This window comes from Shimia abyssi, assembly GCF_003014475.1.
GTDB lineage: Bacteria > Pseudomonadota > Alphaproteobacteria > Rhodobacterales > Rhodobacteraceae > Shimia > Shimia abyssi.
Map to the genome: position 1 here is coordinate 25,569 of NZ_PYGJ01000018.1, position 11,345 is coordinate 36,913.

The window sequence follows — 11,345 nt, forward strand, 5'->3', positions numbered from 1 at the left end:
TTTTTGATCACCACCCCGTCTATTGCGCATATTTTTTAATCAATATTGAAATCGCCGTCTTTTTCGGCACCCACAGCCCCAATTGCCTCTTTGTTTTGCGCGCCCCTTCCGCTCTTTGGCGCAAAACCAATGACAAAAAATCGGAAAGGAAGGGAAATGAACGGAGCGGATACCGCGTGGATCATCGTGGCGACAGCCTTGGTCCTGTTCATGACATTGCCGGGACTGGCCCTGTTTTACGGCGGCTTGGTGCGGGCGCGCAACGTGCTCAGCGTCTTTATGCAAACCTACGCCATCGCCTGTTTGATGAGCGTCCTCTGGCTCGTCTTTGGCTACTCCATTGCCTTTGGCAGTGATGGTGGCGCGGGCAGCCTCTGGGGCGGTCTAAGCAAGATGTTCCTTTCAGGCGTCACTGCAGACAGCCTCTCTGGCACCCTGCCAGAAGTGCTGTTCTTTGCCTTCCAGATGACCTTTGCCATCATCACCCCGGCGCTGATTGTCGGTGCCTATGTGGAACGTATCGGCTTTGGCTTCGTGCTGTTGTTCTCAGGCCTCTGGATGCTCTTGTGCTACGCGCCCGTCGTGCACTGGATCTGGGGCGGCGGCATGATGGCCGATGGCGGCATCTTTGGCGAGATCGGAGTGCGTGACTTTGCCGGTGGTATTGTGGTGCACGAAACCGCAGGTCTCGCAGCGCTTGTACTGGCCGTCTGCCTTGGCGCGCGTAAAAACCGCACCACCCCACCACATGCTCCGTGGATGGTGATGATCGGCGCAGCCATGCTCTGGGTTGGTTGGTTCGGCTTTAATGGCGGCTCTCAGCTCGCCGCTGATGGCGGCGCTGCCATGGCCCTCACCGTGACCCATATCTCGGCCGCAACCGCGTCGCTCACATGGGCGCTCTGGGAACGCATCAAGTACGGCAAAGCGTCTCTGGTGGGCCTCGTCACTGGCACCATCGCGGGTCTTGCGTCAATTACACCTGCCTCCGGCTTTGTCGGTCCGGTCGAGGCGCTGATCATCGGCGCAATCGCCGGTATTCTCTGCCAAGAGGCGGTGAATGTAATCCGCAATGGTCTCAAGATTGACGACACGCTTGATGTCTTTGCCGTTCACGGCGTTGGCGGCATCTTCGGCACGATCATGATCGCTGTCTTTGGTCAAGGCGCATGGGTCGCCCAGCTTGGTGGTCTCGCCATTGTGGGTGTCTTCACCGTGGTTGTGACCTTTGTGCTGATCAAACTCTGCGGCCTGATCACGCCTCTGCGTGTGGACGAAGAAACCGAAGTCAACGGTCTCGACCTCGCCGTTCACGGCGAACGCGCCTACGACAGCGCGTCCTAAACCAGCGAGGAAGCCCGCTCGGGCTTGAGGAGCTGCCTTAACCCAGCGCCGCACCGATCTCATTCGGGGCGGCGTTTTCTATTGCCAACCGCCATAGCGTTGCCGCTCTGTCTGACCCAATCAACGCCGCTGCCTTGGCCCGCAAACGCATCTCACGTGCCTCCATAGTCATTGGTGCAGCCAAGTCATGAAACGCCTCGCGAAACTCACCATTCTTACACGTCAAAACCACACGCGCCTGCATTTCGCTCAATTGCTCATCCGTGCTGACAACAACTCGATCCCGCAATGCAAGCACATCCGCATCACGGCACAGCGCATCCGAATAGCTTCTCAGTGCCGCAGTGTCATGCCCCAATAACGCCATCGCAGCGACCATCCGATAGGAAAACTTTGCGCCCAACCCAGTCTCCGGGCTTGGTTGATTGCACACACTCATCCACCGTGGATGTGTCACAATTTCCACCCCGGCCACATCAGCCGCCATCACGTCAATCTCTGCCAACGCCTCTAACGTCGCATGTAGTCCATGACAACAGGCGTGGAACTTGTGGCTGATCTCATCAAACACCCAACGAGTGCCTAAATCCTTCAGGGCAGTTGCATCCGCTTCACCAGCGTGGGTCGCACCAAACCCTTGCGCAACTTCAAGTGCATCAATACGCGGCTCAAACCCACGTGCAACCAACAGCGCCGCTTCAACCCCGTTTGCCGCTGCAACGCCGGCATTATAGGGTTTGCCCATAGTGCCAAATTGCGATTTCAGCCCCGACGCCCGCGTCGCAACCAAACCCATCGCTGCCGCGACACCGCCAGCATCCAGCCCCATCATCCGCGCCGCAGCCGCAGCCGCGCCAAACGACCCTGCCGTGCTGGTCTGATGGAACCCTGTCTGATAATGCGTCCGCCCCAACCAGACACCAACACGAATGCTCGTCTCAATCCCGATCAGCGCCGCCAGCTGCAATTCACGCCCTGACGCCCCTACTTTTTCAGCCACCGCAAGTACCGCCGGAAACACCGCAACACTCGGATGGCCAATATGGGCGAAATGTGTGTCGTCATAATCCAGCGCGTGCGACGTTGCGCCGTTTACCAGCGCGGCGGCCCGCACCGGCAGGCGCGCACCGCCAAATACATGCGCCTCTGCAACGCCGCCTTCGCCCGCGGCCATCTCTCGCACAATCCGCGACACCGGCTCTTCAACTCCGGCTATTCCGCACGCGGCCCAATCCAGCAGGGATAGCTGAACCATATGCCGTGTCGCATCGGGCACCTGATCCACTGCCGTCTCCGCCGCAAACGCGGCCAACGCTTTCGTGATCATTGCACCTGCTCCCTTGTTTGTTATCCGTATAACACCTTGGCCCGCGCCTCAAAGGCCGCCACGATTCTGTGCATCGCCTCATTGAACACCAGCCCGATCGCCTTTTGCAAAATCAGGTTCTTGAACTCGAAATCCACAAAAAACGCCACTTCGCAGCCGCCATCCACATCCTTGAAATCCCAACTGGATTTCATGTATTTGAACGGCCCGTCCAGATATTCGGTATCTATGTGCATTACTTCCGGGTGCAAAACCACCCGGCTGCCAAACCGTTCACGGAACACTTTGAACGAAATCACCAGATCCGCCAGCATCAACTCAGTCGCCCCTTGCGGTTCACGCGACCGGATACGTGCCGCCGCACACCACGGTAAAAACTGCGGGTATTGCGCCACATCCGCCACAAGGTCGTACATTTGCTGCGCAGAATACGGCAGCGGGCGGGTTTCGGAATGGGTTGGCATATCGCTCCTGCGGCTTGGCTTCTTATCCGGGCTTTTTGACGTGACAGTCGGCGCTGATTTCGTATGCTGCGCACGAAAAATCAAGAGGGTCTCATGTCAGAGCGTCCATATGTCATCGATCAGATGATCTCAGCCAAGTCCATCGCGGCCCGAATAGAAGAGCTTTGCGCCGAAATTACGGCCGAATATGCCGATACGGATAAGATCATCGTCGTTGGTCTCCTGCGCGGTTCCTTTGTGTTTATCGCCGATCTGGTGCGTGAACTGGACCTACCGGTCGAGGTTGATTTCCTTGAGGCTTCGTCTTACGGAAACTCTATGGAAAGCTCCAGAGAAGTACGCATTCTCAAAGACTTGCGCGGCGAAATTGAAGGGCGGGATCTGCTTGTTGTCGAAGACATTGTCGATACTGGCCACACATTGACCCATGTGCTCAACCTGCTCAGATCGCGCAATCCACGCAAGCTTAAATCCATTGCCCTGCTCGACAAACCATCGCGCCGCGAAGCCGACATCGCCGCCGACTGGATCGGGTTTTCCATCCCTGATGAATTTGTCGTGGGCTACGGAATTGATTTCGCGCAACGCAACCGCAACCTGCCCTATATCGGCAAAGTCCGGTTTACCGAGTGAACATCCTTCACTATCTGCGCATGGCCCGCTGGGCACGCAATCCACCATCCGAGCAGCGGATCAAGATGATGCTGGCCATCTTTGCGATCTGCCTTGGCATCTTTTTGGTGGAAAAAGTGGTTGGCTGGCCCGATTGGCTGACACTCGACAACACCCCAAAGGGACGCATCAACTAGCGCCGTATCCCGCCAATTGTGCGGCGCGCGCCTCCAGCCCCGCGACCAAAAATCTGCGCACCGCTCCCACTCGCGACACGCCCACCAGATCGACGTGACACGCCACCCAGATCGGTACCGAAATCAGCTCTCCGGGCGAATCCAATCGGCACAGCTCTGGCACCGCGTCCCCCACACTACAAGGCAGCACCGCCCGCCCCATGCCCAGCCGCGCCAATGTCGCCAACACCATAAAACTGTCCGCCGCGCCCACAATTCGCTCTGCCGGTACGTTTTCAGACATCCAATTGGCCGCATTGGAGCGCACCAAAGGCCCGGATAACCCCAGCCAAGTCTCTGGCGCCGGGTCCACCGCATAGACGCCAAACCCCAGCCGCGCTGCCACATCCCCAACCATGTCATCACTCAAACCTTGGGCAGGCCGCACTGCAATATCAGCGTGGCTTTGGGAAAAATTGCTATAGGCATTGGTGCTGATCATGGCGATTTTGATGCCACTCACGGCATTGTGAAACGCACCGATAATGGGAGGCAAAACCACCTGACAGAAGGAATCGGTAGAAGAAATGCGCACCGTGCCGACCAATGGCGCCTGTGTCCCAGACATCAGATGTTCCACCGATTTTACCGCATTGCCCACATCCCGCGCGGCCTCGATAATGTGCACATATTCTGCGTTGACCCGGTAACCCTTTGATGTTCTTTCAAAAACATCAACCCCATGCCGATTTTCAAACGCCGCAACCCGGCGCAAAACCGTTGCATGGTTCACGCCCAATCGCCTTGCCGCGCCGCTGACCGTGCCGGTATCGGCCACAGCCAGCACAAATCTCATGTCATCCCAGTTATCGCTGTGCATGAATGAAAGGATACCCTGCAAAAATACAGGATGGTATTCGATTTTTTCACAGGTACTCTCAAATCATACAGCCACGTTTTCGGAGCATGACATGACTCGTTTTACAAAATTGACCGCCGCCGCCCTTGGATTGACCCTTTTGGGCGGTGCCGCCTTTGCCGACGGCCACATTGACGCCGCGATCAAGGCCCGCCAGGCCCAGATGCAACTTTATGGATTTAACCTTGGTGTATTGGGCGCAATGGCCAAAGGGGACGTCGATTATGACGCCGCCACCGCATCCGCCGCCGCCGATAACCTTCTCGCTGCGGCGACGCTGAACGCGTCTATCATGTGGCCCCAAGGGTCAGACAGCGGCGCGGCCAAATCACGTGCCAAGGCTGACATGTGGTCGAACTATCCTGATGTTCAAGCCAAGGGCATGGCTCTTGTTGAGGCGGCGACTGCGATGCAGGCCGCTGCCGGAGGCGGCGTTGAGGGCATTCGCGGCGCGATCGGCGCGGTTGGCGGCGCTTGCGGTGCCTGCCACAAAGCGTATCGTGAACCCAGCAGCTAATCACCGCGCTGGATTCGACCTTTCATGTCGGCGACCTCGCGGTTGCCGACATATTTTTTTTGGAGAGGACTCTCATGCGCCGTTTCCTGACCAATCTTACATTTTTCGTCGTTCTGGGCTTTGCCGTTTTCTGGTTTATCACCCGTCCCGAATCCTTTGCCGATGACGCACTTGCCGGCCTCACCGCCGACACCTCGCGCGGTGAAACCGTGTTTCACGCCGCGGGCTGTGCCTCTTGCCACACAGCACCGGGGGTAGACAGCAAAGGCGCGCCCGTCCTTTCCGGTGGCCAACGCTTCCCCTCCGACTTTGGCACATTCATCGCCCCCAATATCTCGTCCGATCCAACCCATGGCATCGGGGAATGGAGCGCTCTTGATCTGGCCAATGCCATGAAATTTGGCACCTCGCCCGACGGTCAACACTACTACCCCGCCTTCCCTTACACTTCATATGCCCGCGCCGAAGTGCAGGATATTGTCGACCTGCACGCCTATCTCGCAACGCTTCCCGGCGACGCAACCCCCAGCCAGCCGCACGAAGTTGGCTTTCCTTTCAACATCCGTCTTGCCATGGGCGGGTGGAAATTCCTGTTTTTCAGCGATGAATGGACAATTGGTGCCCCCAACGAACAACTGGAACGTGGCCGTTATCTGGTTGAGGCGCTGGGTCATTGCGCCGAATGCCACACGCCGCGCGGTCCATTGGGAAACCTCGACAATTCCGCATGGCTGACCGGCGCGCCTGATCCGTCGGGCAAAGGCCGCGTGCCCGATATCACCCCCCAAACCCTTGGCTGGTCCGAGGGCGACCTGGCCTATTACTTTGAATCCGGCTTCACACCCGACTTTGACAGTTCAGGCGGACATATGGCGCATGTGGTGGAAAACCTTGGCAAGCTTCCAGCTCAGGACCGCGAGGCGATCGCGGCCTATCTGATCGCGCTGCCCTGAGCGAGAAAAGCCCGCCCGGGCTTGCCGAGCGAGCGACCCGCCGCGCACCTTAACCCTTGGCCAGCTGCGCTTCACGTGCTGCACGCAACCGCGCAAAATCGTCGCCTGCGTGATAAGAAGAGCGCGTCAGCGGCGTAGCAGAAACCATCAGGAATCCTTTGCCAAATGCCGCTTTCTCATAGCTTTCGAACTCTTCGGGGGTCACAAATCGGTCCACACCGTGGTGCTTGGGCGTCGGCTGCAAATACTGCCCAATGGTCAGGAAATCGATGCTGGCGGCGCGCATATCTTCCATCACCTGATGCACAGACTGCTTGTTTTCACCCAACCCGACCATGATGCCAGACTTGGTAAAGATCGACGGATCCATTTCCTTGACCCGCTGCAACAGGCGCAGACTGTGGAAATACCGCGCACCCGGGCGCACCTCGGGGTAGAGCCCCGGAACCGTTTCCAGATTGTGGTTAAACACGTCCGGCTTGGCCTCAACCACGATCTCCAACACCTCAGGCGCGCATTTCAGGAAATCGGGCGTCAGAATCTCGATTGTCGTCTTGGGAGAGCGATGCCGCACTGCGCGAATAGTCTGGGCAAAATGCTCTGCGCCGCCATCTTTTAGATCGTCGCGGTCCACACTGGTGATCACCACGTGGTTCAACCCCAGCTTTTGCACCGCATCCGCAACGCGCCCCGGCTCAAACGCATCAAGGGACTGCGGCTTGCCCGTTGCGATATTGCAGAACGTACAGCCGCGCGTACAAATCTCGCCCATGATCATCATGGTCGCGTGGCCCTGGCTCCAGCATTCTCCTGCGTTCGGACATCCCGCCTCTTCACAAACGGTGACCAACTTATTGTCCCGCATGATCTTTTTGGTGGCGTTATACCCTTCACCTGTGGGCGCCTTGACGCGGATCCACTTTGGCTTGCGGGGCTGCGCATTGTCAGGGCGATGCGCTTTCTCAGGATGGCGCTGTTCGGGCAATTTCAGATCACGCAACGGCTTTCCCTCGGCTTAGGTCAGTTTCGCGTTATTACCATACTTCAGCTTTCCAGCTAGTACCAGAAATGCAACCCAGCCATGTGCAAGGCGGGCTTTTGAGGCATTCTGCAGCTGCAAGCTACTATTGTGCAATTGCAGCATTGCGAGCCATTTTAGAATCATTGTAAATCTCAGACAATCTTAGAACCAAAAGGACTGCTCTCATGCAAGTTGGCGTAAAAATCCCTAACGTTACCTTTAAAACCCGCGTACGCGACGAATCCGTTGGCGGCCCGAACCCGTTCCGCTGGCAGGACATGACCAGCGCCGACTATTTTGACGACAAGCGCGTGATCCTGTTCTCACTTCCCGGCGCATTCACGCCCACTTGCTCCACTTACCAATTGCCAGGGTTCGAGGAAAATTTTGAACGTTTCCAAGAGCTTGGAGTTGATGCCATCTACTGCATGTCCGTCAACGACAGCTTCGTCATGAACAAATGGGCCGAAGCTCAGGGCGTTAAGAACGTCAGTGTAATTCCGGATGGTTCCGGCGAGTTTACCCGCAAAGTCGGAATGCTTGTCGCCAAAGACAACGTTGGTTTTGGCATGCGCTCGTGGCGTTATGCGGCGATCATCAATAACGGTGTGGTCGAGGCATGGTTCGAAGAGCCCGGCCTCTCCGACAACCACGGCGAAGACCCCTACGGCGAAAGCGCGCCTGAAAACCTGCTGAAGTATCTCGAAGCGGCCAAGGTCGAAACCGCAGCCTAAGCGTTTCACCAGCGATACAGAAACGGCCCGCAGATCTCTGTGGGCCGTTTTTGTTTCTCAAATCTGAACAATCAAACCTAGCCGATGTAATCGCCCGCACCACCGGCCTGTTCCCGGTAATGTTCCCGCAGACGGATCAAGGCGATACGGAGCACAATCTTGCCCGAGCGTGCTGACCAACCCAGCCGCTTCTCAGCAGTTTCCAGCCCCTCTAGAAAGCAACAGCACCGCATCACCACATCCGACAGCCCTTCGCCAAGCCCTTCTACCGCGTCCGCAACCCTTTGACGCGCCGCCTCCGGCCCTTGCCCGACCCCGCTGTCAGGACGATAGCCGCCACGCGCACCACCGGTTAGAAACCGTTCCCAGTTCTGACCCACACGTGGACCCATCTGCGCCAGCTCAAAATCCTCTCGCAAACGCTCGCCCGCCGCCACGAGGTCATCACTTAAAAACGGTTTACCGTCCTTGTCCTTTCGCCGTGCCAAGGCCACCAACGGACTTTCCGCCGCATTAAACCGCATCGTGCGCACACGTCCTCTTTCGCGCACCGGCTTTTCGCCCCAGACGCGATGCTGGTCGGCAAATGGCGTCTGCGCCTCGGCAAACCCGTGTGCCTCGTTTGCCTCCTCCGCAATCAGCTTGCTCAGCTCCGAACGCCCCGCCGACGTGATCGTATAGCGCGCCACCCGTCCCGTAGCGGAACAGCTGATCCAATCCTTCAGCACCATCGCCTGCGCAATATCGCGGTCGATCACCGCCGTACGTGCGGATCCACCATCCGGGCGGTCCCGCACCACCACGGCCTTCTCCATGTCCTTGGCCACCGCCAAAACCGCCCCGGTTTCCGACAACCGCCCCAGTATACGCCGTGCCTCTCGGCGCAGATTACCCTCGTCTGTTACCGGCTCTTTGCCATCTGAAACCGCGTCCTTGGCCCGAAACTGTTCCAAAGCGGCATCAATCAACGGATCATCGCGCTTTGCCTCCAGCTTGCGGATCTGGCGCATTATTGTAGATGCATGGCACCCGTCGCGACGCGCCAGTTCACGAATGGACAGGCCATGTTCTGTGTGTGCCACATAGCGCGCCACACTGTCAGGCACCCAACCCGGCAAATCAGTTTTCGAACTTTCCATACGCATGCCACCGGCCTCCTATTGCTCCATACGGGTCAGGAATGTTGCCCCGTGTATCCACAGAGTTTTCCTTAAAATTTTCCACAACTTAAAATTGAATTGTTACTCAGCTGTTAAAATTTTACCCGTACAGCCATCATTGTTTCCAAATTCTAAACAGTTGAAAATCCCGCGTTCGCTGATCCGTGACAAACGCAACACCCGTCAAGGTTGTGCAAACTGATGACACACAACAACGGGACTGATTCCATGCAAGACATCCTCACTATTATGAATACCCTGCGCCGCCCTCGTCTCTTGATCCGCGCCGCCCGGGCCGGGGTGGCCGAATACCAACGTGAACAACACCTCAAGCGTCATCTCGGCTACGGGCCTCTGCCACGTACCGGTGCTGCGCTAATGCGATTGATTGAAATGGAATCGGAACTGAACCGCCAGCGCCGCACCAGCGACGCTGCGTATTCATTGGTCAAACATGTCGATATTCTAATCGCCATGATGGGCGAGGCCCGCATTTTGCGGGCCACGCAAGCCAGACCTTAAGGCTTAGACAAACGCATCCGGCATCGAGGCTTTCTTTTCGGCGACATACGCCCTGAGAGCCTCTTCCACACCCGGATCAATGGCCGGTTTCTGATAACCGCCCAGCAATTGCTCAACCCGGTTGCTGGCCAGCGCTTGTGTATCTCGCTCGCCTTCGTCGGCCCATGTTTCAAACGGCTTGTAATCCAGTAACTCGGTGCGCCAGAACGCCTCCTTAAAATTCGCCTGCGTGTGCGCGCATCCCAGATAATGTCCGCCGGGCCCAACTTCCCGGATCGCGTCCAGCGCCTGTGCGTTCTCATCCACTGCGACGCCGCGCGCCAGATGGTGCAATACGCCCAGCTGATCAGCATCCATCACAAATTTCTCAAAGCTCGACACCAGCCCGCCTTCCAGCCAGCCACAAGAGTGCAGCATAAAGTTCACGCCCCCCAGCAAGGCCGCATTATGCGTATGCGCTGTTTCATATGCCGCCTGCGCATCCGGCAGTTTCGAACCACACAAACCACCGCCCGAACGGAACGGCAGCCCCATCCGGCGCGCCAGTTGACCTGCTCCCGAAAGAATATGTGTCGCCTCGGGCGTGCCAAATGTCGGCGCGCCAGAATTCATGTCGATCGAGGTCACAAACGCGCCAAAGATCACCGGCGCACCAGGGCGGATCAACTGGGAATAGGCAATCCCCGCCAACACTTCGGCCAATACCTGTGTCAACGTTCCCGCAACCGAAACCGGCGCCATGGCACCACCCACGATAAACGGCGACACGATACAGGCTTGATTATTCTGGGCGTACACTTCCAACGCGCCCATCATCACATCATCAAACGTCATCGGTGAGTTGATGTTGATCAGCGAGGTCATCACCGTGTTTTCCTGCACAAAATCCTTACCAAACAGGATTTCACACATCTCAACACTGTCTTGCGCGCGGCTGGGTTCTGTCACTGACCCCATGAACGGCTTGTCGCTCAACGTCATATGCGCCAGCAGCATGTCAAGATGGCGCTTGTTCACCGCGATATCGGTGGGTTCACACACCGTCCCGCCGGAATGGTGTAGCCATTTCGACATATAGCCCAGCTTCACGAATTTTTCGAAATCCGCCATGGTCGCATAACGCCGTCCACCGTCTGCATCGCGCACAAAGGGGGGGCCATAAACCGGTGCGCACACCAGCGTATTGCCGCCAATCTCAACCGTGCGCTCAGGGTTGCGGGCATGTTGCGTGATCCGGCTGGGCGCTGTTTCGCACAGCTTGCGCGCCAACCCGCGCGGAATACGCACACGTTCGCCATCCACATCGGCCCCCGCTTCGCGCCAACGTTCCAGCGCGGCGGGGTTGTCGACAAAATTGACACCCACTTCTTCCAGAATGCCCTCAGCATTGGACTCGATAATCTCCAACGCCTCTTCGTTCAGCACTTCAAACAGCGGAATATTGCGTTCAATATACTTAGCTGTCTCAATCTTGATGCCGGTCCGCTCAGCACGTCTTGCCGCGCCTCCTCCGGAACGACCCCGCCGACGGGTTGCTGCTTCTGCCATATTACGTCCTCGCCCACTCAGCTCTAATCTTTCCTCAGGTCTACCGTG

At 57.4% G+C, this 11,345-nt stretch carries 13 protein-coding genes; 7 read left to right on the forward strand and 6 right to left on the reverse strand.

Going from position 1 to position 11,345, the window contains the following annotated elements; translation table 11 throughout:
• The first annotated feature begins 156 nt into the window (after positions 1-156).
• Complete coding sequence (locus CLV88_RS19420; protein WP_106610068.1) at positions 157-1,344, forward strand: ammonium transporter; 1,188 nt, start codon at positions 157-159, stop codon at positions 1,342-1,344.
• 37 nt (positions 1,345-1,381) lie between these two features.
• Here CLV88_RS19420 and CLV88_RS19425 read toward each other — a convergent pair whose 3' ends face one another.
• Positions 1,382-2,671: an MmgE/PrpD family protein gene (locus tag CLV88_RS19425; RefSeq protein ID WP_106610069.1), complete on the reverse strand. Its 1,290-nt coding sequence runs from the start codon at positions 2,669-2,671 to the stop codon at positions 1,382-1,384.
• 20 nt (positions 2,672-2,691) lie between these two features.
• Positions 2,692-3,135 (reverse strand): type II toxin-antitoxin system RatA family toxin, encoded by a 444-nt coding sequence (locus CLV88_RS19430; RefSeq protein ID WP_106610070.1) that lies wholly within the window; start codon positions 3,133-3,135, stop codon positions 2,692-2,694.
• A gap of 93 nt (positions 3,136-3,228) precedes the next feature.
• On the opposite strand from CLV88_RS19430, the gene hpt reads away from it, so the two are divergent.
• Positions 3,229-3,768 (forward strand): hypoxanthine phosphoribosyltransferase, encoded by a 540-nt coding sequence (hpt, locus tag CLV88_RS19435; RefSeq protein WP_106610142.1) that lies wholly within the window; start codon positions 3,229-3,231, stop codon positions 3,766-3,768.
• On the forward strand, positions 3,765-3,944 hold the full coding sequence (locus CLV88_RS19440) for a hypothetical protein (protein ID WP_106610071.1): 180 nt from the start codon (positions 3,765-3,767) through the stop codon (positions 3,942-3,944). Before hpt ends, CLV88_RS19440 begins: the two co-directional genes overlap by 4 nt.
• On the opposite strand, the gene CLV88_RS19445 is transcribed toward CLV88_RS19440, so the two are convergent.
• Entirely contained in the window at positions 3,937-4,803 is an 867-nt protein-coding gene (locus tag CLV88_RS19445) for a LysR family transcriptional regulator (protein ID WP_133170014.1), read from the reverse strand. The genes CLV88_RS19440 and CLV88_RS19445 overlap by 8 nt on opposite strands.
• Before the next feature lie 91 nt (positions 4,804-4,894).
• Between CLV88_RS19445 and CLV88_RS19450 the strand changes: the two genes are divergently transcribed.
• Positions 4,895-5,359: a c-type cytochrome gene (locus tag CLV88_RS19450; protein ID WP_106610073.1), complete on the forward strand. Its 465-nt coding sequence runs from the start codon at positions 4,895-4,897 to the stop codon at positions 5,357-5,359.
• A gap of 74 nt (positions 5,360-5,433) precedes the next feature.
• Positions 5,434-6,312 carry a cytochrome c gene (locus CLV88_RS19455; protein WP_106610074.1) on the forward strand — a complete coding sequence of 293 codons (879 nt, stop codon included), beginning with the start codon at positions 5,434-5,436 and terminating at the stop codon, positions 6,310-6,312.
• A 49-nt stretch (positions 6,313-6,361) separates the two neighbouring features.
• On the opposite strand, the gene lipA is transcribed toward CLV88_RS19455, so the two are convergent.
• Complete coding sequence (gene lipA / locus CLV88_RS19460) at positions 6,362-7,312, reverse strand: lipoyl synthase (protein WP_106610075.1); 951 nt, start codon at positions 7,310-7,312, stop codon at positions 6,362-6,364.
• A gap of 206 nt (positions 7,313-7,518) precedes the next feature.
• Between lipA and CLV88_RS19465 the strand changes: the two genes are divergently transcribed.
• Positions 7,519-8,067, forward strand: coding sequence for a peroxiredoxin (locus tag CLV88_RS19465; RefSeq protein ID WP_106610076.1), 549 nt, complete (start codon positions 7,519-7,521; stop codon positions 8,065-8,067).
• A 77-nt stretch (positions 8,068-8,144) separates the two neighbouring features.
• Here CLV88_RS19465 and CLV88_RS19470 read toward each other — a convergent pair whose 3' ends face one another.
• On the reverse strand, positions 8,145-9,206 hold the full coding sequence (locus tag CLV88_RS19470) for a DUF6456 domain-containing protein (protein ID WP_106610077.1): 1,062 nt from the start codon (positions 9,204-9,206) through the stop codon (positions 8,145-8,147).
• A gap of 249 nt (positions 9,207-9,455) precedes the next feature.
• On the opposite strand from CLV88_RS19470, the gene CLV88_RS19475 reads away from it, so the two are divergent.
• Entirely contained in the window at positions 9,456-9,749 is a 294-nt protein-coding gene (locus CLV88_RS19475; protein ID WP_106610143.1) for a DUF6477 family protein, read from the forward strand.
• 3 nt (positions 9,750-9,752) lie between these two features.
• Here CLV88_RS19475 and CLV88_RS19480 read toward each other — a convergent pair whose 3' ends face one another.
• Positions 9,753-11,297, reverse strand: a complete 1,545-nt coding sequence (locus CLV88_RS19480; protein ID WP_106610078.1) for a trimethylamine methyltransferase family protein — start codon at positions 11,295-11,297, stop codon at positions 9,753-9,755.
• Between the last annotated feature and the right edge of the window lie 48 nt (positions 11,298-11,345).